General features: G+C 72.6%; 21 protein-coding genes. 5 read left to right on the top strand and 16 right to left on the bottom strand.

Annotated elements, in window-relative coordinates; genetic code table 11:
* Positions 1 to 3: 3 nt before the first annotated feature.
* The 12 genes from nuoL to PATMI_RS0112535 form a co-directional block, all read right to left on the bottom strand.
* Complete coding sequence (gene nuoL, locus PATMI_RS0112590; protein ID WP_026911152.1) at positions 4 to 2043, bottom strand: NADH-quinone oxidoreductase subunit L; 2040 nt, start codon at positions 2041 to 2043, stop codon at positions 4 to 6.
* Positions 2040 to 2339 (bottom strand): NADH-quinone oxidoreductase subunit NuoK, encoded by a 300-nt coding sequence (nuoK, locus tag PATMI_RS0112585; RefSeq protein WP_026911151.1) that lies wholly within the window; start codon positions 2337 to 2339, stop codon positions 2040 to 2042. The genes nuoL and nuoK overlap by 4 nt, the downstream gene beginning before the upstream one ends.
* A complete protein-coding gene (locus PATMI_RS29680) occupies positions 2336 to 3043 on the bottom strand; it encodes an NADH-quinone oxidoreductase subunit J family protein (protein WP_051471503.1) in 708 nt (235 codons plus the stop codon). The genes nuoK and PATMI_RS29680 overlap by 4 nt, the downstream gene beginning before the upstream one ends.
* Before the next feature lie 2 nt (positions 3044 to 3045).
* Positions 3046 to 3579, bottom strand: a complete 534-nt coding sequence (gene nuoI / locus PATMI_RS0112575; RefSeq protein WP_026911150.1) for an NADH-quinone oxidoreductase subunit NuoI — start codon at positions 3577 to 3579, stop codon at positions 3046 to 3048.
* 25 nt (positions 3580 to 3604) lie between these two features.
* Positions 3605 to 4651, bottom strand: a complete 1047-nt coding sequence (nuoH, locus tag PATMI_RS0112570) for an NADH-quinone oxidoreductase subunit NuoH (protein ID WP_026911149.1) — start codon at positions 4649 to 4651, stop codon at positions 3605 to 3607.
* Complete coding sequence (gene nuoG / locus PATMI_RS29675) at positions 4648 to 7149, bottom strand: NADH-quinone oxidoreductase subunit NuoG (RefSeq protein ID WP_051471500.1); 2502 nt, start codon at positions 7147 to 7149, stop codon at positions 4648 to 4650. The genes nuoH and nuoG overlap by 4 nt, the downstream gene beginning before the upstream one ends.
* A complete protein-coding gene (gene nuoF, locus PATMI_RS29670) occupies positions 7149 to 8468 on the bottom strand; it encodes an NADH-quinone oxidoreductase subunit NuoF (protein ID WP_036725775.1) in 1320 nt (439 codons plus the stop codon). The genes nuoG and nuoF overlap by 1 nt, the downstream gene beginning before the upstream one ends.
* Positions 8465 to 9274, bottom strand: a complete 810-nt coding sequence (locus PATMI_RS0112555; protein ID WP_026911148.1) for an NADH-quinone oxidoreductase subunit NuoE family protein — start codon at positions 9272 to 9274, stop codon at positions 8465 to 8467. The genes nuoF and PATMI_RS0112555 overlap by 4 nt, the downstream gene beginning before the upstream one ends.
* Positions 9271 to 10413 carry an NADH dehydrogenase (quinone) subunit D gene (nuoD, locus tag PATMI_RS0112550; protein ID WP_036727856.1) on the bottom strand — a complete coding sequence of 381 codons (1143 nt, stop codon included), beginning with the start codon at positions 10411 to 10413 and terminating at the stop codon, positions 9271 to 9273. Before nuoD ends, PATMI_RS0112555 begins: the two co-directional genes overlap by 4 nt.
* 386 nt (positions 10414 to 10799) lie before the next feature.
* The gene (locus PATMI_RS0112545; RefSeq protein WP_026911146.1) at positions 10800 to 11309 is read right to left on the bottom strand and encodes an NADH-quinone oxidoreductase subunit C; all 510 of its coding nucleotides are present in this window, start codon (positions 11307 to 11309) and stop codon (positions 10800 to 10802) included.
* Positions 11302 to 12021, bottom strand: a complete 720-nt coding sequence (locus PATMI_RS29665; protein ID WP_084269905.1) for an NADH-quinone oxidoreductase subunit B — start codon at positions 12019 to 12021, stop codon at positions 11302 to 11304. Before PATMI_RS29665 ends, PATMI_RS0112545 begins: the two co-directional genes overlap by 8 nt.
* On the bottom strand, positions 12012 to 12377 hold the full coding sequence (locus PATMI_RS0112535) for an NADH-quinone oxidoreductase subunit A (protein ID WP_026911145.1): 366 nt from the start codon (positions 12375 to 12377) through the stop codon (positions 12012 to 12014). Before PATMI_RS0112535 ends, PATMI_RS29665 begins: the two co-directional genes overlap by 10 nt.
* A 409-nt stretch (positions 12378 to 12786) precedes the next feature.
* On the opposite strand from PATMI_RS0112535, the gene PATMI_RS0112530 reads away from it, so the two are divergent.
* On the top strand, positions 12787 to 13239 hold the full coding sequence (locus tag PATMI_RS0112530; protein ID WP_026911144.1) for a hypothetical protein: 453 nt from the start codon (positions 12787 to 12789) through the stop codon (positions 13237 to 13239).
* 277 nt (positions 13240 to 13516) lie between these two features.
* Here PATMI_RS0112530 and PATMI_RS0112525 read toward each other — a convergent pair whose 3' ends face one another.
* Positions 13517 to 14050, bottom strand: coding sequence for a hypothetical protein (locus PATMI_RS0112525; RefSeq protein ID WP_026911143.1), 534 nt, complete (start codon positions 14048 to 14050; stop codon positions 13517 to 13519).
* Between the two features lie 72 nt (positions 14051 to 14122).
* Between PATMI_RS0112525 and PATMI_RS0112520 the strand changes: the two genes are divergently transcribed.
* The gene (locus PATMI_RS0112520) at positions 14123 to 14665 is read left to right on the top strand and encodes a c-type cytochrome (protein ID WP_026911142.1); all 543 of its coding nucleotides are present in this window, start codon (positions 14123 to 14125) and stop codon (positions 14663 to 14665) included.
* A 191-nt stretch (positions 14666 to 14856) separates the two neighbouring features.
* On the opposite strand, the gene PATMI_RS0112515 is transcribed toward PATMI_RS0112520, so the two are convergent.
* Positions 14857 to 15627, bottom strand: a complete 771-nt coding sequence (locus PATMI_RS0112515; protein ID WP_026911141.1) for a TrmH family RNA methyltransferase — start codon at positions 15625 to 15627, stop codon at positions 14857 to 14859.
* A gap of 146 nt (positions 15628 to 15773) precedes the next feature.
* On the opposite strand from PATMI_RS0112515, the gene PATMI_RS0112510 reads away from it, so the two are divergent.
* From PATMI_RS0112510 to PATMI_RS0112500, 3 genes are all read left to right on the top strand, one after another.
* The gene (locus PATMI_RS0112510; protein ID WP_026911140.1) at positions 15774 to 17186 is read left to right on the top strand and encodes a hypothetical protein; all 1413 of its coding nucleotides are present in this window, start codon (positions 15774 to 15776) and stop codon (positions 17184 to 17186) included.
* Positions 17187 to 17234: 48 nt separating this feature from the next.
* Positions 17235 to 18548 carry a serine--tRNA ligase gene (gene serS / locus PATMI_RS0112505; RefSeq protein WP_026911139.1) on the top strand — a complete coding sequence of 438 codons (1314 nt, stop codon included), beginning with the start codon at positions 17235 to 17237 and terminating at the stop codon, positions 18546 to 18548.
* Positions 18549 to 18663: 115 nt separating this feature from the next.
* Entirely contained in the window at positions 18664 to 20094 is a 1431-nt protein-coding gene (locus tag PATMI_RS0112500; RefSeq protein ID WP_026911138.1) for a hypothetical protein, read from the top strand.
* A 17-nt stretch (positions 20095 to 20111) separates the two neighbouring features.
* On the opposite strand, the gene PATMI_RS0112495 is transcribed toward PATMI_RS0112500, so the two are convergent.
* Together PATMI_RS0112495 and PATMI_RS29660 are read right to left on the bottom strand one after the other, a co-directional pair.
* Positions 20112 to 20444, bottom strand: coding sequence for a DUF3817 domain-containing protein (locus tag PATMI_RS0112495; protein ID WP_026911137.1), 333 nt, complete (start codon positions 20442 to 20444; stop codon positions 20112 to 20114).
* 143 nt (positions 20445 to 20587) lie between these two features.
* Positions 20588 to 21653, bottom strand: a 1066-nt coding sequence (locus tag PATMI_RS29660) for a sensor histidine kinase (protein ID WP_169738362.1), incomplete at its 5' end; no start/stop codon positions are given.

The raw sequence follows: 21653 nt of genomic DNA, 5'->3' as shown, positions 1-21653 counted from the left end.
GCTCTAGCTCTGGGTCAGGAAGTAGACGAGCAGGACCGCGAGCCCTGAGAGGACCACCGCGGAGTAGGCGCGCATGTAGCCCGACTGCAGCCGGCGCACCAGCGCGGAGGCGCCGCGGACCGCACCGGAGGTGCCGCCCACGATCGCGCCGCCGACGACGAGGCGCTCGAAGGTGTCGTGCGCGAAGCGGCCGAACCAGCGGACGGGGCGGACGATCGCGTAGTCGATCAGCTCGTCGAAGTACCACTTGTTCAGGAAGAACCTGTGGACCGGGGCGAACTTCGCCTGCCACTTGGACGAGTGGGTCGTCGCGGGCTGCCCCTGCGACAGCGGCTTGCCCCAGATCAGGTACGCGACGTAGATGCCTGCGGCCCCGACGATCGTGCCGATCACGAGGCCGACGATGATGATCCCGTTGCCGGGGTGGACCGCGTGCCCGGCCAGGCCGGCCTCGAACGTGGGCTCGAGGAACTTCTCGAGCGGCGTCAGGACCTTCGGGATGCCGAGCAGGCCGCCGAGGATGGCCAGGAGCGCGAGCGTGCCCATCGCGAGCTTCATCGCGGGAGCGCGCTCGGCGATGTGGTGCTCCGGGCCGGGGAAGCCGACCTCGGTGTCCTCGAGCTCGCCCGTGGCGGGGTTGCGGTGGTCGGGGGCGTGGTACAGGTGCCCGCCCTCGAGCTCCTTCGCCTGCTCGACCGGCGGGCCCCAGAAGGCGCGGAAGATCATGCGCCACGTGTAGACCGCGGTCAGGAAGGCGCCCGCGTAGCCGGCGACGTAGAGCAGCCAGTAGGCGCCGCCCTGCTCGCCGATGACGGAGAGGATCTCGTCCTTCGAGAAGAAGCCGGAGAACGGCGGGATGCCCGACAGCGCGAGGCCGCCGATGACGAAGGCGCCGTAGGTGAACGGCATCGCCTTCTTGAAGCCGCCCATCTTGTCCAGGTTCTGCTCGCTGGCCATGGCGGCGATCACCGAGCCGGCCGCCATGAAGAGCAGCGCCTTGAAGAACGCGTGCGTGGCCAGGTGGAACATCGACGCGAAGTACGCCCCGGCCGAGACGCCCATGATCATGTAGCCGATCTGGGACATCGTCGAGTAGGCGATGACGCGCTTGAGGTCCGTCTGGACCAGGCCGATCGTGCCGGCCACCAGCAGCGTCAGGCAGCCGACGACCATGCCGACGGTCTGGGCCGTCTGCGACAGCTCCATGAACGGGTGCAGGCGGGCGATCAGGTAGACGCCGGCCGTGACCATCGTCGCGGCGTGGATCAGGGAGGAGACCGGGGTCGGGCCCTCCATGGCGTCCGGCAGCCAGGTGTGGAACGGCAGCTGCGCGGACTTCGCGAACGCGCCGACCATGACGAGCAGGAGCCCCGCGGTCAGCGACCCGTTGCCGTGCTCGCCGAAGGTCTCCTTCGCGCCGTGGAAGGCCTCGAGGAAGTCGACCGTGCCGGTGTGACGCAGCAGGAGGATGACGCCGAGCACGAGGCCGATGTCGCCGACCACGTTGATGACGAACGCCTTGATGCCGGCCGTCGTCGCCGTGTTCCGGCGGTACCAGAACGAGATCAGCATGTACGAGGCGGCGCCGACGAGGCCCCAGCCCACGATCAGCAGGACGAAGTTGCCGGCCAGGACCAGCACCAGCATCGAGAAGACGAAGAAGTTCAGGTACGAGAAGAACCGGGTGTACCCGTTGTCCCCGCGCATGTACGCGAGCGAGTACAGGTGGATCAGCGTCGAGACGCCGGTCACCACCATCAGCATCACGAGCGAGAGCGGATCCACCAGGATCGACAGCTCGACCTTGACGCCGCCGACGTTGACGTACTCGTAGAGCGAGGACGTGATCTGCCGCGTGCCCTCCTCCTTGCGCCCGAGCAGGCTGATCAGCGAGACCAGCGTGAAGACGAAGGCCAGGCCGACGGAGGCCGTGCCGATGATGCCCGCCTGGGCGCCGCGCCAGACGCGGAAGCCCAGGCCCAGGACGACTGACCCCAGCAGGGGCAGGAGCAGGACGATCCATGCTGCCTCGGCGGGACTCATCCGTGCAGCTCCCGGAGCTCGTCGACGTCCACGGGGACGCGGTTGCGGTACAGCGCCACGACGACGCCCAGGCCGACCGCGACCTCGGCGGCGGCGACGACCATCACGACGAGCGCGAAGACGTGCCCCTCGGTGGAGCCGTGCATGCGGGCGAAGGCGACGATCGCCAGGTTCCCGGCGTTCAGCATCAGCTCGAGGCAGACGAGGACCAGCAGCGGGTTGCGGCGCGTGGCCACCCCGGCGGCGCCGATCGCGAAGACGATGGCGGAGACCGCCAGGTACCAACCGGTGCTCATCGCGAGCCTCCCTCGGAGTCGTCGCCCGTGCGGTCGTCCGACGCCGGCAGCGTGCCGGCTCCGGTCGACGGCGTGATGCGCGCGCTGAAGCCGCCCGGCGTCGGGTTGATCGCACCGACGCCCTCGCGCATGGACCCGGTGCCCGTGGGCGCCAGGAGGTCCAGCGCGGCGACCATGCGCTCCTCGCCCGGCAGCACGCCACGGCGGCGGCGGGCCAGGACGACGGCGCCGATGGCGGCGACGAGCAGCAGGAACGACGCGGCCTCGAAGGGCAGCAGGAACTTCGTCAAGAGCAGCTTGCCGATCTCGCCCGGCGAGCCGAACGACGCGGGGATGTCGTCCGGGCCCGAGCCGTCGATCGCCTGCAGGCCGGTGCCGAGCACCGCGATGCCGATCGTGACGATCAGGGTGATCGCGATCGCGTAGGAGAACATCCGCAGCGACGGGCCACCCCCGCCCTCGGGCTCGGAGCCCCCGCCGACGTAGGCGTTGACGAAGACGTAGAGCACCATCACGGCGCCGACGTAGACCATCACCTGCACCACCGCGACGAACTGCGCGTAGAGCAGGAGGAAGAGCATCGACAGGGACAGCAGGTGGACGACCAGCGACAGCACCGCGTAGAACGGGTTGCGCAGGAAGACCGTGCCGGCCGCGGCGACGATCGCCGCGATGCCCGCGACGAAGAAGAGGATCTCGTCCACGGCTACTCGCCCTCCGCCCGCAGCGGCGTCCGCACCATCGGCTCCGCGAGGAGCATCTCCTTGGTGAAGATCAGGTCCGACCGGTTGTAGTCGGCCAGCTCGAAGTCGGAGCCCATCGTGATCGCGTCGAACGGACAGGCGATCTCGCAGTAGCCGCAGAAGATGCAGCGGCTCATGTTGATCTCGTAGACCGCCGCGTAGCGTTCGCCGCCCGAGACCCGGTTCTCCGGGGTGTTCTCGGTGGCGACGACGCGGATGCAGTCCGCGGGGCAGGCCGCCGCGCAGAGCGAGCAGCCAACGCACTTCTCGAGGCCGGTGTCCTCGAACTTGTGGAGCTTGTGCCGGCCGCGCCACCGCGGGTAGACCGGGATCTTCTCCTCGGGGTACTCCACCGTGTGCGTGCCCTCGACGACGCGCATGAACGACGTCTTCAGGCCGCGGAGCGTCTCGCCGAAGACGCGGTAGGCGCCGCCGAGCCCACCGGGCTCGGGGCCGCGGGCCACCTCGACGACGTCGCTGTCGGGATTCCAGGTCATGAGGGAGAGCCTCCGTGCCCGTCGCTCAGAGCGCCACGAGGACGATCGCGGTGACGAGGGCGTTGAGGGTGGCCAGGGGGAGCAGGATCTTCCACCCGAAGGACATCAGCTGGTCGTACCGCAGACGCGGCAGCGTGGCCCGGATCCAGATGATGATCGAGACGATCACCAGGGTCTTCGCGAGGACCACGAACGGGTCGAGGAAGCCGGGGGCGCCGTTCCAGAAGGGGATGTTCCAGCCGCCCAGGAAGAGCGTCGAGAACATCGCGCCGGCGACGACGAGGTGCACGTACTCCGCGACGTAGTACAGGGCGAAGCGGCCGCCGCCGTACTCGGTCATGAAGCCGCCCACGAGCTCGGAGTCGGCCTCGAGGAGGTCGAACGGCGTGCGGTTGATCTCCGCCAGCGTCGCGACGAAGAAGATGAACGCGCCGACGATCTGCGGGACCAGGAACCAGAGGCCCATGTGGTCCTGCTTGTCGACGATCTCCGACAGGGAGAGCGACCCGGTCGTCATCACGACTCCCAGGAGCGCGAGGCCCTGTGCGGCCTCGTACGAGATCAGCTGCGCCGCGCCGCGCATGGCGCCGAGGAACGAGTACTTCGAGGTCGACGACCAGCCGCCGAGCAGGATGCCGTACGAGCCGATCGCGGAGAACGCGAAGAAGATCAGGAGGCCGATGTCGGAGTCGAGCCCGTAGAGGCCGACCTTCGTGCCGAGGATCTCCTGCGGTGCGCCCGAGAACGGGATCAGCGGGAACGTCGCCAGCGCGGCGACCATCGAGATCAGCGGCGCGGCGATGAACAGCCAGCCGATGGCCCCGCGCGGCTTGAACTGCTCCTTGAAGAGCAGCTTGCCGATGTCGGCGAGCGGCTGCATGGAGCCGTAGATCCCGACGCGGTTGGGGCCTGGCCGGCCCTGGAAACGGCCGAGCAGCTTGCGCTCGTAGAGCAGGACCAGCGGGACCAGCGAGAACCCGATCGCGAAGATCAGCAGCGCCTTGATGATCTGGACGTACCAGGGCTCGGCGTAGTTGATCGCGCTGAGCGGCCCGGCGAGCACGGAGGTCATGCGGACTCCACCGTCACCATCGACGGGACGGTGGCTTCGGTCGACTGCAGCGCCGAGGCGCTCTCGTCGCCGAGACCGGTCTCGAGGAACACGCTGCCCCGCGGGGACGTCGTGCGCAGGTGCGCGGTGGCGCTGACGACCGTGCCGTCCGCCGTGACGAGGACGCGCTGGCCGTGGCGGATGCCGCGGTCGGCCGCGTCGTCGGGGTTCAGCTCGGCGCGTTGCTTCGGCGCGAGGAACTTGAGCGCCGGGGCGTGGCGGACCTCGGGCGAGGACCACACCGAGCGGAAGCTGCCCAGGCGCAGGGCGCCGTTCGGCGACGCCGCAGCGACCGGGGCGTCCAGCGAGAACGGGCCGGTGTCGCCGGCGGGGAAGTCCTCCGACGCGTCGCGGTCCTGCCAGCGGACGCCGAAGCCGCCGATCTCGTCGTGCGTGATGCCCGCGTAGAACGGGACGGCCTCGGTGATCTCGGTCGTGACCATCATCGACGTCAGCGCCGTGGCGCGGCCGCCGAGCGCGGTGATCAGGTGCGAGAGCACCTGCCAGGTCGGGAGCGTGCCCTCGGGCTTGCCGACCGCCGGGCGCAGGCGCTGGAGGCGGCCGTCGGGGTGCGTGACGGTGCCCTCCTTCTCGGCGCTGGCCTCGGACGGGAAGACGACGTCCGCGTGCGCGGCGACGCCCTCGGTCAGGAACGCCGCGTGGGCGACGACGCCGCGGGCCTTCCCGAGCGCCGACTGCCAGAGCGCGCGGTCCGGGAACGTGGCGACCGGGTCGACGTGCAGGAGATGCAGGACGTCGAGCTCGCCGGCCGACGTGGCGGTCGCGATCTCGCGGCTGGAGCGGCCGACCTTCGCGGGCTCGCTGAACCCGGGGGCGACGTTCGGCAGGACGCCGATCTCGCGCAGCCCGCGGCCGTTGCCGCCGCTCGGGACCTGCAGCAGGCCCGAGCCCGTGCGGCCGTCGAGTAGGCCGAGCCGGCCCGACGCCTTCAGGAGGGCGCGCGCGGCGTTGGCGGCGCGCTCGGGATCGGCGATGTGCGTGAGGCGCTCGCCCCAGACGACGATCACGTCGTCGCCGGCCTCGCGCAGCATCCGGCCCAGGGCCTCGACGGCCTCCGGGTCCGCACCGGCCGCGGCGGCGAGGCCGGTGACGTCGCCGACGCCGCCGATCGCGGCGTCCAGCGCGCAGACGAAGGCCTCCCCCGCGCCCGGCGCGAACCGGACGGTGAGCTCGGCGTTGGGGTCCAGCGCCGACGGGCGGCTCGTGGCGACCGCGAGGCGCACGCCGTTGCGGCGGATGCCCTTGCGCAGCCGCAGGTCGAGCACCGGCATGTCGTCGACGGGCTCGGTGTCGAGCACGAGGACCGCGTGGGCCCAGTCGAGGTCCTCGACCGTCGCCTGGGCCTCGGGGGCGTCGAGCGCGGCCTGCAGGCCGGCCGACAGCAGGCCCGCGGGGCGCGAGTCGAAGTCGCGGGAGCCGACGACCTCGGTCATCAGGCGGCGCAGGAGCCAGCCGTCCTCGTTGGACGCGCTGCCGCCGGCGAGGGCGCCGACGCGGTCGCCGGCCGCGTCGATCAGCTTCGCGGCCGTCGCCAGTGCGCGGTCCCAGGAGGCCTCGACGAGCCGGCCGTTCTCGCGGACCAGCGGGCCGGTGACGCGCTCGTCGACGTACGTCGACTGGTACGCGAAGCGGCCGCGGTCGCAGAGCCAGCCGTCGTCGACGGCGTCGTTCTGGCGGTTCAGCACGCGCACGACGCGGTCGTCGCGCACGGTGTAGCTGACGTTGCACTGGCCGGGGCACATCGTGCAGACCGAGCCGGACTGCTCGATGTCCCACGGACGGGCCCGGAAGCGGTAGGCCTGGCTCGTCAGCGCGCCGACGGGGCAGAGCTCCATGATGTTGCCGGAGAACGGCGCGACGTACGGATGGCCGTCGAACGTGCCGACGAAGGTGTCGGCGCCGCGCTCGTGGAGGATCAGCTGGTAGTCCTCCGAGACCTCCTGCGAGAAGCGCACGCAGCGATAGCAGAGGATGCACCGCTCGCGGTCGATCGCGATCAGCGGCGAGAGCTCGACCGGCTTCTGGAAGTGGCGCTTGGGCTCGACGAAGCGGGTCTCGCCGCGGCCCCAGCCGAAGGAGATGTCCTGCAGCGGGCACTCGCCGCCCTTGTCGCAGACCGGGCAGTCGAGCGGGTGGTTCAGCAGCAGGAACTCGACCACCGACTCCTGCGCGGACTTCACGCGCGGGTTCTGCGTGTCGACGACCATGCCGTCGCGGACCGGCGTGGAGCATGCGGTCTGGAGCTTCGGGATGCCCTCGATCTCGACGAGGCACATGCGGCACGCGCCGACGGGAGCGCCGAGCTTCGGCTCGTAACAGAAGACCGGGATGTCGACGTCGCCGAGCTTGGCGGCGTCGGCGAGCATCGTGCCGGCGGGGGCCTCGACCTCGCGGCCGTCGACGGTGAACGTGATCTGTTCGATCTCGGGGCGCGGCATCAGTCGGCTGCGATTCCTTGGAGGACGTTGCCCTGGGCGGCGATCTCCGCGAGGACGCGGGCCTCGTTCTGGACGCGCATCTCCTCGATGTGCGCCTCGAAGTGCGGGCGGAACTTGGTGACCATCGACGCCACCGGCATCGCCATCGCGTCGCCGAGCACGCACAGGCAGTTGCCCATGATCTGCTCGCAGACGGAGGAGATGACGTCGAGGTCCATCGGCGTGGCCTCGCCGGACTGGATGCGCTTGAGCATCTTCGTCGTCCAGCTCGTGCCCTCGCGGCACGGCGTGCACTTGCCGCAGCTCTCGTGCTTGTAGAAGCTCGCGGTCTTGACCGCGATGTCGACGACGGAGTTGCTGTCGTCGGCGACGATGATCGCGCCGGAGCCGAGCATCGTCTTCGCGCCGGCGAGCGAGTCGTAGTCGTACGGCAGGTCGAGGTCGTCCTTCGTCAGGACCGGCGAGGACGAGCCGCCCGGGAACCAGAGCAGGACCTCGCGGTCGTCCTCGATGCCCCCGGCCAGGCCGTAGATGATGTCCCGGCCCGTCATGCCCATCTCGATCTCGTAGTTGCCCGGACGGCGGACGTTGCCCGAGACGGAGATCAGCTTGGTGCCCGACGACTTCTCGACGCCCATCGCCGAGTAGGCCTCGGCGCCGACCTTGAGGATGTAGGTGATCGCCGTCAGGGTCTCGACGTTGTTGATCAGCGTCGGCCCCTGGTAGAGCCCCTGGTTGGCCGGGAACGGCGGCTTCAGGCGCGGGTTGCCGCGACGGCCCTCGAGGGCGTCGAGCAGGCCGGTCTCCTCGCCGCAGATGTACGCGCCGGCGCCGCGGTGGACCCACATGTCGAGCTCGACGCCGCGGCCGAGGATGTTCTCGCCGATGTACCCGGCGGCCTTGGCCTCCTCGATCGCCTTCTCGAGGATCTCGGCCTGCTGGACGTACTCGCCGCGGATGAAGATGAACGCCTTGTTCGCCCCGACCGCGTAGGCCGCGATGATCATGCCCTCGATCAGCGAGTGCGGGTTCTTCTGCATGAGCTCGCGGTCCTTGAAGGTCCCCGGCTCGGACTCGTCCGCGTTGCAGACGAGGAACTTGTCCATCTTGCCCTGCGGGATGAAGGAGGCCTTCAGCCCGGTCGGGAACCCGGCGCCGCCGCGGCCGCGCAGCCCGGAGTCCTTCAGCGACGTGATGATCGAGTCGCGCGCCATCGCGAGCGCTTGCTCGGCCATCTGGTAGCCGCCGCGGCGCTTGTAGACCTCGATGGAGCTGAGGCCCGGCTCGTCGATGTTCTCGAAGAGGAGGTGGTTGCTCATGCCATGGAGCCTTCGTCGAAGGAGACGGGGTCCAGCGTCCCGGTGTCGCGGGACGCCCGCGCGACGTCGTCGCTGTTGGCGGCGACGTCGGCGACGCGCCGGCGGACGAGCTGCTTGTGCGGCAGCGGGTCCTGGACGGTGCGGATCTGCTCGGCGAGCTCGAGGACCTCGCCGTCGTCGACCGGCCCGACGTACGTGCCGTTGACGGAGCACATCGGCGCGATGTCGCAGGCGCCGAGGCACTCGAAGCCGCGGATGTTGACGTCGGGGTCGTCACCGATCGCGGTCTTCAGCGACTCCAGCAGCGCGTCGGCGCCGCGGAGCGAGCAGGAGATGTTCGTACAGACGTAGACCGTCTGGCGCCCGACCGGCTTGGCCTCGAGCATGTCGTAGAAGCCCACGACGGCCGTCAGGTAGCCGGGGGTCAGGCGCATGACGCACGCGACCTGCTCGATGGCCTGCGGCGAGCACCAGCCGTGGACGCGCTGGGCGGCGGCGAGGGCCGGGATCGCGGCGGACCGGGAGTCCGGGTACCGCGACATGACGTCCTCGATCTCGGCGCGCAGCGCGGCCGGGACCTCGACCTGTGCCGGGTCCGGCACGCCGGCCGGGTCCTTCGAGAGGTCGGTCGACGTGCGCCAGCCGGGGACGCGCGAGCCGTGCTCGAAGCGCGCGACCTCCTGCGTGAGGTCCGCGCCCTCCGGCAGGTCGGGCAGGTACGCGCGGCGGGGACCGGCGGGTGCGGGGGCGCCCTCGCGGACGAGCTCGCGCTCGCCGGGATCGAGCGGGTCGCGGCGGATCGTCATCGGTCGATGCCTCCGAGCAGCGGATCCAGGCAGGCCAGCGTGGCGATCATGTCGGCGATGTACTCGCCGCGGGCCATGTCGCCGAAGGCCTGGAGGTTGACGAACGAGGGGTCCCGCATGTGCACGCGCGCGGGCTTGCTCGAGCCGTTGGAGCGCACGAAGCAGCCGAGCTCGCCGCGCGGGCCCTCGATCGGGAAGTAGGCCTCGCCCTCGGGCACGCGCATGCCCTCGGTCACCAGCTTGAAGTGGTGGATGAGCGCCTCCATCGAGGTGGCGAGCTCGTGGCGCGGCGGCAGGGCGACCTTGCGGTCCTCGGTGATCGTCGGGCCCTCGGGGAGGCCGTCGAGCGCCTGCTGGATGATCTTCACCGACTCGCGCATCTCGGCGACGCGGACCGCGTAGCGGTCGTAGTTGTCGCCGATCGTGCCGACGGGGACCTTGAAGTCGAAGTCGTCGTAGCTCGAGTACGGCGTGGCCTTGCGGAGGTCCCACGGCACGCCGGCGGCGCGCAGCAGCGGACCGGAGACGCCCCACTCCTGCAGCCGCCTGGCGTCGAGGACGCCGACGTTCTTCAGGCGCTGGAGGATGATCTCGTTCTTCGAGAGCATCGCCTCGTACTGGTCCAGGCGCGTCGGCATCTCGTCCAGGAAGCGCTGGAGCTTCGTGGCCCAGCCGGCCGGGATGTCCTCGACGACGCCGCCGATCTGGAAGTAGCGCGTGTGCATGCGCTGACCGGAGGAGTACTCGAAGAGGTCGAGCACGGTCTCGCGCTCGCGGAACGCGTACCAGAGGATCGAGATCGCGCCGAGGTCGAGCATCGTCGTCCCGAGCCACACGAGGTGGCTCATGATCCGGTTGAGCTCGAGGTGGATGACCCGCAGGTACTGCGCGCGCTTGGGGACCTCGACGCCGAGGAGGTCCTCGACGGCCCCGCAGTAGGCCATGGCGTTGAAGTAGTACGCCAGGTAGTCCATCCGCTCGACGACGGGGATGACCTTCCAGTACGCCTTGTCCTCGGCGGTCTTCTCGATGCCGGTGTGCAGGTAGCCGATGATCGGCTTGACGTCGCGGATGACCTCGCCCTCGAGCGTGGTCAGCAGGCGCAGCACCCCGTGCGTGGCGGGGTGGTGCGGCCCCATGTTGATCGTGAGGAGCTCGGCCTCGTCCTGCGTGGCGACGGCGCCCAGCTGGGTCGAGAAGTCGATGGTGGCCTCGTCGGCGCGGTAGCGCCTGGCGAGCTCCTCCCACTCGGCCTCGCGCTCGGTGCGCTCCTGGAGCGCGGTGGCGGTGGCCGTCGCGGGCGACTCGGCCTGCGGGTCCGCGGAGGGCGAGCTGCCGCCGCCCTCGTCCGGCTGGCCGTCGGTGTCCGCCTCCGGCGTGGTGGCCGACGTCTGGTCGGCGATCTTCGCGCCGCGGTCGCGCTCACCCTTCGTCGCGGGCGCGTCCTGCTCGCGGGATCCGGTCGCGGCCTCGCGATCCGGGCCTCCGGCGTGTCCGCCGGAGCCGGTCTTCTCGTCGTCCGCGCTCACTTCCACCACCCCGGGTTCCGCTGCTCGTTGCCCGTGAACAGCACGGGCTCGCCGCCGACCGGGAAGTCCCGGCGCTGCGGATGCCCGATGTAGTCGTCCGGCAGCAGGATCCGGCGCATGTCCGGGTGCCCGGCGAAGACGACGCCGAACATGTCGAAGACCTCGCGCTCCTGGAAGCTCGCGGTCGGCCAGCCCGGCGTGACCGACGGGACGATCGGGTCCGACAGCGGCACGCGGACCTTGACCGTGAGGCGGTCCTGGTCCTTGAACGAGAGGAGCTCGTAGAGGACCCCGAAGCGGGGCTCCTCCGGGTAGTAGTCGACGCCGTGCAGCGACATCAGGTGCTCGAAGCCCTGGGAGCGCAGGCGGTCCAGCGTCTCCACCAGGGCCGATGGACGGACCTGGATCTCCGAGCGCCGATCGGCGTGGTCGGTGGCGACCACCGCGCCGTCGTCGCCCGCGGCGACGATGTCGGCGAGCCGCTCGAACGCCGCGAGATCAGGCACGCGCGTCCTTCTCCCGCGCCTCGAGCTGCGCCGCGCGGCCGGCGCGCTCCTCGAGCTCGTCGAGGCTCCAGGGCTTCGTCTCCTCCGTGCCGTGGGCGCGGTACCGGTCGCGCCAGGCCATCGTCGGGTCGTCCTGGATCATCTTGCGGAGCTTGAGGATCCCGTAGACGACGGCCTCCGGGCGCGGCGGGCAGCCCGGGATGTGGACGTCGACCGGCATGAACTTGTCGGCCGGGACGATCGCGTAGTTGTTGAAGACGCCCATCGACGAGGAGCAGGCGCCCATCGCGATCGCGTACTTCGGCTCGAGCATCTGGTCGTAGATGCGGCGGACGACCGGGGCCATCTTCATCGACACGCGGCCGGCGAGGATGATCATGTCCGCCTGGCGCGGGGTGGCGCGCATGGCCTCGGAGCCGAAGCGCGACATGTCCATGCGCGCGCCGACGAGCGAGATCATCTCGATCGAGCAGCAGGCGAGGCCGAAGGTCAGCGGGAAGATCGAGTTGCCCTGCGCCCAGTGGGCGGCCTTGTCGAGCGTCGTGGTGACGATCGAGTCGCGGACGTGCTGCTCGATGTCGTCGCCCTCGAGCTCACCGCGCAGGAGGTCGCGGGCGCGCAGCTGGCGGGCGCGGAAGGCCTCCTTGTCACCGGGCTGGAGCGCGACCGGACCGCCGGGCCCCGCCGCCTTGCCGTGCCTGATCACTTCCATTCGAGGGCACCCCTCCGCCACACGTAGATGAGCGCCACGAAGAGCAGCACGATGAAGACGGCCGTCTCGACGAGCGCGAAGGTGCCGAACTGCTTGAGCTCGACGGCGATCGGATAGAGGAAGACGACCTCGATGTCGAACAGCAGGAACAGCATCGCGATCAGGTAGAAGCTGATACCGAAGCGGAAGCCCTGCTGGACGTCGGACGGCAGACCGCTCTCGTAGGCGTCCTCGTGGACCGTGGTCGGCCGTCGCTTGAACCGCGGACCGAGGAGCGTGTTCGCCATGACGAAGAACGCACCCACGCCCGTGGAGAGCACGAGGAAGATGAGGAGCGGCAGATACGACCGGAGCACCGCCTCCTGTTCTACCAGTTCGTTCAGCCCCGTCTTAGGGTTCGGGTACCCTCATTTCCAGGCCCTTCGTGACGGTCCGCACGAAGTCGGCACAAACCTCGCAACAACCGTTGCGAGCGGGGATGCGGGGTGTCACGAGGAGTGTCACGAGAGTTGGGGCCGGTGGCCGGATCGGGCGTTCCGGATACCGGCACGGCGGTGCCCGACGGGCGGTCGGGGGAGTCGGGTGGTGGGGGCGGTCGGAGGGTGCTGGAGGCCGGACGGCGGGCAGGGCGGGCACGCGTTCCCGATCCGGGACCTCACCGGTGCCAGGTCGAGAACGCGGCCGGCACGGGCCGCCGCGTCGGGCATCCCGCACCGCCGCCCCCGCCGCCCCGGAGCGCCGGTCCCGTGCGACGATCTTCGACCGATGTCGTCGGCCGCCCTCATCGTCGCCCTGGTCGTGGGGCTCGTCGCGCTCGCCTCTGGCGGGTGGGGCCTGTGGCTCTGGTGGCGGTTCGACGCCCGGAGCTCGTACTGGATCGCGGTGCGCTTCACCCAGCTCGGGGCGCTCGCCCTCGCGCTCCTCGCCGCCGCCGTGTGGATCGACGGGGAGAAGCCGGCGAGCTGGCTGTTCTGGCTCTACTCGCTGATGCCGGTCGGGATCTCGCTGATCGCGGAGCAGCTGCGGCTGATCGCCGCCGAGCAGGTGCTCGAGCGGCGCGGGCTCTCCGGGGCCGCCGAGGTCGCCGACCTCGACGAGGCCGGCCAGCGCGGCGTGGTCCGCGAGATCGTCCGCCGCGAGATCGGCGTGATGGCGACCGCCGCGATGGTCATCGCCTTCCTCGCCCTGCGCGTCACGGTCGAGCGCGGCGGGCTCTGAGCTCCAGCTCCGGGCGCGCCGAGAAGACGACTCACCCCCGGCACCGGCCAATTGGTTGCCGCCGTCAAAGACCAGTCGCGGGCATCAAGTGCAGATGCGAGAGGGTCTTCGTGGCCGGTGCCGGGGGGCGAGACCTGGTTTCGCCCCCGCCCGCGGGACTCCTTCCCACGAGTTGCACGATTCGTTGCAGATCCCCCACGCCGGGCCCGCGGCCGGGGTGCAGGCCCTCCGCTCGAGGTCCGCGGCCGGGGCGCGGACCCCGCCGGCGGGCCGGCGGTCAGCCCTCTTCGCCGTTGGGCGGGGCGTCCGCCGGGTCCTCGCGGCGCCGGCCGGGGACCGGGGTGCAGTCGGGCTCCGGGCCCGTGACGTGGAGGTCCGCGACCATGCCGAGGTCCTCCTCGCCCGCCTGCCCGCCGATGATGCGGTAGTCGCCCGGCGCCAGGCAGAGGGCCAGGAACGAGGGCTTCGTGTCGCCCGGCGGCAGCGGGTCGCCCGGCCCGTCGTTCGACGAGGCGAACTTCGCGCGACGGTTTCCGCGCTTGTCGTCGTCGGACACGATGTTGATGCTGTGGACGAACTTCCCGGTGTTCTTCGCGTCGATCACGAGACGGCCCGCCGGCATGACGAGCTTCCGCGGCGTGATCGAGTATTCGGTGAGGTCGAGCGTGACCTCGCCGTCCTCGATCCGGTGCTCGGGACCCGTGTTGCACCCGGCCTGGACGAGCAGGACCGCGACGACGGCGACGACGAGCCCGACGAGGACCCAACGGAGGTCGTGGACGGGGTCCACGGTGCGGTCCTGGTCGGACATCGGGCGCATGATCGCTGATCGTCGACCGGGCGCGCGCCTCGCCGGGGGACTCTGGTCTAGGATCCTGCGCACATGCAGCGTCGAGCCCTCACGACCCTGGGTGCCCTCTCGGCAGCCCTCGTTCTTGCCTCATGCGGGTCCGAGTCGGTCAAGACCAACGTCGACAACGGACCCCTGAAGGGCGAGAAGAACCCAATCGTGCTCAAGGGCGCGAACCTCTTCGCCGAGCGCTGCTCGGGATGCCACACCCTCGCGGTGGCCGGCACGCAGGGCGGTGCGTCGAAGATCAAGGATCGCGAGCGCACCGACGGTCCGAACTTCGATCTCCGCGCGGAGACCACGGGGTCCGTGCTCTACGCGCTCCACAACGGCGGGTACTCCGGCGCGATCATGCCGGCGAACATCGCCGTCGGTGACGACGCGGACGCCATCGCGGCGTTCCTCTGCAAGTACACCGGCCTGAAGGCCGCGGCGTCCAGCAGCCCGACGAAGGCCAAGACCGCGGCCGAGCGGTGCGCGGACAAGAACCCGCCGGTCGCGGGCTCCGCCGCGAACGAGGGCGCCAGCCAGGGCGAGGGCGCCGGCGACGCCCAGAACACCGACTCCGGCAACTGAGCCCCGTCCGGCCCGCGGGGCCGGACGACCACGGAGTCCCGGAGGGCGGCGCGAGCCGCCCTCCGTCGTTCCCGGGGCGGCCGCCGACCACCGATTCTGCGTCGTCGTCGCATATCGACGACGACGGAGAACCCGCGTCGACCGGGAGCGCGGTGCGCCGCCGGCCTCGAGGGCGCCGTGCTCGGCGCCGGTCAGCCGCGGCGCGCGATCTCGAACGCGACGAGGGTCGTCGCGCACGCGACGTTGAGCGACTCGACGCCCCCGGGCATCGGGACCGAGGTCCACGAGTGGGCGAACGCGGCGGCCTGCTCCGAGGCGCCCTCGTGCTCGCCGCCGATGAGGAACGCGATGCGGTCCGGCAGGTCGATCTCCCACAGCGACGTCGGCGCGCCGGCGTCCAGGCCGACGATCGCGAAGCCGGCGTCCGTGAGCTCGGACAGCGCGCCGGGGGCGTCGGAGGTGCGGAGGATCGGCGACGAGAACGCGGTCCCCGCCGACGCCTTGACGACCTGCGGGCCGATCGCCGCCGTGCCGCGGCGCGGGACGACGATGCCGTCGATTCCGGCCGCGGTCGCCGAGCGGATGATCAGGCCGAGGTTCCCCGGGGTCGTGACGCCGTCGACGACGAGCAGGCGCTGCTTGCGCGACGGGTCGCGGGAGAGCTCGTCGAGGCGGTCGCCGAGCGCCCGCATCTCGGGGGCGATCACGTCGGCGACGACACCCTGGTCCTGCCGGCCGTTGCCGGAGATCAGGGACACGCGGTGCGCCGAGGTCTCGCGGACGTCGACCCCGCGCTCGGTGGCCGACTTCTTCACCTCGCTGGTCACCGCACCGCCCATCTCGGCGATCGTCACGCCGGCGACCTCGAGCTTCGGGTCGCGGAGCGCCTCGAGCACCGCGCGGCGGCCGTAGACGGTGATGCAGCGGTCGCGCCGCTGGCCGGGATCGATCGACGGAGACATCGCGGAGGAGGGTACGGGGCGGTGGGCGGCGGAGCCGGGCGAGGTCGGCGCACGGACCGGCTCTTGGCGCGTCGGCGTCCCGGGTACGGTGTCCATGTCCCGTCCACGCCGCGCCGGCCCGCGCGACGGCCGTCCCCAGGAGCCCGATGCGTCCCGTCCGCCGTTGTCCACCGATCGCCACGGTCCGCGGGGCCACGTGCGCGGTCGTCGTCCTCCTCGTCGGTGGTGTCGCGGCCACGCCCGCCTCCGCCCGCGTCGCCCGGCTCGAGGTCGACGGCGAGGCGTACGACCGCGGTCCGACGACGGTGCGGATCACGACGGCCGATCCGTCCGGGGCCCACCGCACGCTCGGCCCGTTCCGCCTGGCCGACCACCCCGGCGGCATCCTCGCCGCACCCGACGGCCGGCACGCCGCGCTGCTGCCGAACAGCGAGTACGAGAGCCACCTCTGGATCGCCCCGCTCGACGGCGGAGCGCCCGTGCAGCTGACGATGCCGACCGGGGTCGTGACGTACGGCGACCTGTCGCGGGTCGGATGGTCGGAGGACGGCCGGGAGCTCGTCGTCGGTGACGCGGCCTGGATCGATCCGGCGTTCGATCCCGACGGCGCCGAGGAGGCCCGCCCGGACCAGGTGCGCTGGACGTCGCTGCGCTGCGCCGTCGCGACGGGCGCCTGCGCGGAGAACCCGGGCCCTGGTGGGCTGGCCGCCTCGATCCCCGGCGGCGTCGTGGTCGGCAGCTCGGCGCTCTCGCTCCTCCCCGTCGAGTACCTGTTCGAAGGGGTCGGCGACGAGCCGCTGCCCGACTGGGAACGGGCGACGTCGGAGCGCGGCCGGCTGCTGACCGGCGTCGCGGAGGACGTCCGGACGTCGAGCACGCGGATCGAGGGCACGGCCGCGCCGCGGATCCTCGACCGGCAGGCGCGGCCGGCGACGCAGGGCCTGACCCTGACGCGGGACGCGGTCAGCGGGCCCAGCGGCGCGCTCCTGACGCGGTCGACGACGCGGTTCCGCCTCGACCGCCGGCCCGGGAAGGTGCGCCTGCGCGGGACGACCGGCGGCGGGCGCCTCGTGGCCGTCGCCCCCGACGGGACGGTCACCCGGCGGGCGGTGCCGACCATGCGGGTGCCGCGACGCGAGCAGGAAACCGTGGCGCGGATCCTCGCCCGGGAGATCGACACCCTGGCCTTCCGGCCCGCCGTCGGCACACCCGACCGCGGATGGGTCGGGGAGGGGGTGCTCGGGACGGCCGGCCTGAACGGGGTCGCGGTCGCCGTCATGGACCCGGAGGGACGCGCGCGGCTCGTCCGGGTGCGCGGCCGCATCGCGACGCCGGCGGCCCTCGTCGCCGCCGCCCGGGGCCTGCCCGCCGGCCGGAAGCAGGCGAGCGGCCCGCTGAGGGTCGTCGGCTACGAGCGGGCGACGCGGCGGGCGATCGTCCGCGTCTCCTACGAGGCCCCCGACGCGACGGGCTCGTCGCGGTCCGTCGCCCTGCGGGTGCGCCTCGACGGCCGGGGTCGCCCGGTCGCGGTGGAGGGCGGGGCGGACACGGCCTGGTGAGCGGCGGGGCGGACGGACTTCGAGGCGTCCGGGTTACCCTTCGCCCCGATGCTCGATCTGAAGGCCCTGCGCCGCGATCCCGACGCCGCCCGTGCCGCACTCGCCCGTCGCGGGGGCACCGACGCCGAGGCGTTCGACGCGGTCCTCGCCCTCGACGAGCGCCGCCGCGAGCTGCTGCCGCAGCTCGAGACGCTGCGCGCGGAGCAGAACGCCGCCAACGGCGAGATCGCCAAGGCGAAGAAGGCCGCCAAGGCGTCCGGGGACTCGTCCGCCGCCGACGCCGCGGTCGCCACGATGCGCGACGTCTCGGCCCGCGCGAAGGCACTGCAGGAGGAGCTCGCCGAGGTCGAGGCCGGGCTCGCCGAGCAGCAGGCGCGGCTCCCGAACCTCCCCCACCCCGACGCGCCGCCGAAGGACAGCGTGCTGAAGACCGTCGGCGAGCCGCGGATCGACGGGCTGGGCGCCCGGCCGGACGGCGCGCCCGCCGAGGCCAGGGACCACCTCGAGCTCGCCGGTGCGCACCGCGTCGACATGGAGCGCGGCGCGCGGCTGTCGGGGTCCCGCTTCGCGTACCTGCGCGGCGACCTCGTCTTCCTCGAGCTCGCGCTCGTGCAGTGGGCGCTCTCGAAGCTCCGCGACAAGGGCCACGAGGCCGTGATCCCGCCGGTGCTCGTGCGCGAGGACGCGCTCTACGGCACCGGCTTCCTGCCCGACACCGAGCAGCAGATCTACGCGCTGCCCGGCGACGACCTCTACCTCGTCGGCACCAGCGAGGTCGCCCTCGCGTCGATGCACGCCGGCGAGATCCTCGAGGTCGCCGACCTGCCGCTGCGCTACGCCGGGTTCTCGCCGTGCTTCCGTCGCGAGGCCGGGGCCGCCGGCGCCAGCGACCGCGGGCTCTTCCGCGTGCACCAGTTCGACAAGGTCGAGATGTTCTCGTTCGTCCCGCCGGAGGACGCCGAGGAGGAGCACGCGCGCCTGCTGTCGATCGAGGAGGAGATCCTCACCGAGCTCGGCATCCCGTACCAGGTGGTCGACATCGCGGTCGACGATCTCGGCGCGTCCGCGGCCCGGAAGTTCGACTGCGAGGCGTGGCTCCCGTCGCAGCAGCAGTACCGCGAGCTGACGTCGACGTCGAACACCACCGACTTCCAGGCGCGGCGCCTCGGCACGCGCCTGAAGGACTCCCGCGCGGAGTCCGCCCGCAAGCCGGAGCCGCTGGCGACGCTGAACGGCACCGCGATCGCGGTCGGCCGGACGATCATCGCCCTGCTCGAGCACGGCCAGCGCGCCGACGGCACGATCGTGCTGCCGGAGTGCCTGGCGCCCTTCGGCGCGCCGCGGGTGCTGCCCGCGGCGTAGGAGCCGCGGCCCCGGCGTGCACCCCGACGGGCGCGCACGGGCCGACCGACGGCGACGGGCTCGACCGGGACCGACCCGGGACCGCCGCGTGACGCACGACGCCTAGTCTGGCGCCATGGGAGTCGTCCGACGCCTGCTCGGCACCGCGCTTCAGGCGATCGACGCCGCCGGCGAGCGGAGCCATGCGAAGGAGCTCGCGAAACTCACCCCCGCGGAGCGGGAGCGCTACGACCAGTGGGAGGCCCGCGGCGCGGCGTCCCGGGCCGGGGTGCCGGAGGCGGAGCTCGTGTATCCGCGCCTCGTCGGGGCCGTCCTGCACGGCCCGGCCGGGGAGGCCCTGCACGGCGTGACGGAGCGCCCGTCGGTCCGGGACGCGATCGACGACCCCGCGGCGTGGGAGGCCTGCCGGCGGGCGGAGCGGGCCGCGCGCGACGCCGTCCGCGCCCCGTACCGCTCCCCCGCGCGGCGTCCGCTGCTCGTCACCCGCGTGATGACGCGGGACGGCTCGCAGCTGGAGGACCTCGGCGCGCACCTCGCCGCGACCGGCCTGGCGGCGCGGCCGGACCTCGTCTTCGGGGTCCACCGCGTGCCGGACCACATCAGCGCGGGCGTCTTCCGCGGCGGCCGGTCGGGCCCGGTCGAGTGGGCGGTGCTCCACGCCCCGGCCGACGGTCTGGCGCCCGCGGACGTCCCGGCGGTCCTGTCCCTGGACGCCCGGGAGCGCCTCGTCGACCGCGCGAAGGGCGCCCCGTCGCCGCTGGACGAGGACCTCGCGCTCGACCTCCTGCGTCGCGCGCGGGTCGGGCCGGAGCGGACGATCGGCATCGCCCGCGACCTCGCGATCGAGCGCGGCGGCGACGAGCACTCCGCGAGCATGGACGTCGTCGTCCGCGGCCTCCACGTGCTGACCGTGCCGGCGGAGGCCGCGGCGCTGTCGAGTGCCGCGGAGGGTGCGCCGTGGCGGATCGCCGCGGGGCCGCCGGAGGACGTCGTCGTCGACGTGCTGCAGTGGGACGCGATCGCCCGCGCCGTGCACCCCGTCCGGCAGCACCGCCCGCCGCTGCCGTCGCCGTTCGCGTACCTCCCCCTGACCGCGCACGAGCTCCTGGGCGCCTACCTCGACGTCGTGGGCCTGGACCCCGCCGACGCGTACGCGGCGCAGGTGACCCACGACGCACCGTTCGACCTCCTGTCGCGCACGAGCGCGCGCACCAGCGTCCGGCGGACGGGCGGCGGACCGGAGTTGCCGTGCGCCGACGGGGTCCCGCGCCGCCGGATGACCGGCGGGCACCACGTCGTCGTCGCCTACCGCGACCGCCCGGCGTACGCGGAGGGCCGTGCGCGGTTCGACGCGTACGCGGAGACGGAGCTCCGGGCCCACCTCCGCACCGGGCTCGCTCTGCGCCGGCCGGTCCCCGCGCCCGCCGGTCGGCTGATGGGGACGATCGACCGCGTCGGGGTGGTCACGGACTTCGTGACAGGCGAGTGGGGCGACGACCACGAGCACCCGCCGCCGAGGTACTGCTGGCCGCCGGCGGAGGGCTGACCGGACGCCGACGCGGGTCAGGCGCCCGCGGTCAGCGCGACGTCGAGCTCGCGGCGGATCAGGAGGTCGGAGATCACGACGAGGCCGACGGCGCCCGAGATGATCACCGCGGCGACGAACTTGACGTTCCACCGGGCCTGCTTCGCGCCGAGGAGCCCGATGCCGACGATCGCCAGGAACGCGAGGCCGTGGACCATGCCGACGGGCCCGACGAACGAGTCCGAGTCGATGATGTCGAACATCCCGAGGACGAGCGGGACGAAGAGGACGACGTCGATGATCCCGAGGACCAGCATGACGAGGAGCAGCTTCTTGGTGCCGGCGGGATCGGTGGTCGAGACGTCGAACATTGCGCGAAGGGTACGCAGCCGACCGGGTCGTCGGTCGCGCCGCATCACACGACCGGCTCAGGTTCGGCGCCCCGGTCCCGACTGGTCGTGCGCCACGGGAGACGAGCGGCAGGGCGCCACGTTCCGCGGCCGGTGCCTCGCGCTCAGCGGTCGCCGGGCAGCGTCAGCACGAACGTGGTCGCGGACGCCCGCTCGTCGACGCGCAGGTCGCCGCCCATCCGCCGTGCCAGGTCGCGCGCGATCGCCAGGCCCAGGCCGAAGCCCGACCCCGCGCCCTCGGCGGCGGCGCCGCGCTCGAAGCGGCGGAAGATCCGCTCCCGCTCGTCGGGCGCGATCCCGGGCCCGTCGTCCCGGACCCGCACGACCCCGGAGCCGTCGCCGTCCCCGCCCGGTGCGGCTCCGGGGGCGACGTCGACCGCCACGGTCCCGCGGCCGTACCGCCGGGCGTTCTCGAGCAGGTTCTCGACGATGCGGGCCACGGCACCGGGGTCCGCGAGCACGGGCACCGGTCCGGACGAGCGGACCTCGAGCGCCCGTCCGTCGCCGGCGAGCAGGTCGCCGACGCCCGCCGACGCCGCCCGGACGGCCCCGTCGAGGTCGATCGGCGCGACCTCGACGGGCTCGCCGGCGTCCAGGCGGCTGAGGTGCAGCAGCTCGCCCGAGAGGTCGACGAGGCGCCGGGTCCGCTCCAGCGCGGTGTCCGCCCGTCGCCGCAGCCCGTCGTCGCCCGGGGCGTCCCCGACCTCCTCGCGCAGGAGCTCGAGCGTGCCGAGGAGCCCCGCGAGCGGCGTGCGCAGCTCGTGCGACGCGGTCGCCAGGAACGCCTGGCGCAGGCGCTCCTCCTCGACGAGCCGGACGCGCATGTCCTCGAGCGCCGCGGCGACGTCGCCGACCTCGTCCCGCGGGCCGACGCGGATCCCGTGCCCGAGCCCCTCGTCGCCGAGCGCCCGGGCGTCCTCGTGGAGCAGCCGGAGACGCCGCAGGAGGCTCCGGCTGACGAGCGCCGCCAGGAGGATCGCCACGACCAGGCCCACCGCGCCGGCGGGCGGCACCGAGCGCCGGACCACCGACACCGCCGCCCGGCTCTCCCGGAGCGGCTTGCGGACGACGAGCACCAGCGTGCCGCTCCCGGCCGGGTGCACGACCTGGCGCACCGTCGCGGCGCCGTCGGTCACGCGCTCGACGAGGTCGGGCCCGCGGCGTCCCGGG

The sequence above is a fragment of the Patulibacter minatonensis DSM 18081 genome (assembly GCF_000519325.1).
Classification (GTDB): domain Bacteria; phylum Actinomycetota; class Thermoleophilia; order Solirubrobacterales; family Solirubrobacteraceae; genus Patulibacter; species Patulibacter minatonensis.
Note: the sequence above shows the minus strand (reverse complement) of the source record. Positions and strands in the feature narration are given on the sequence as shown.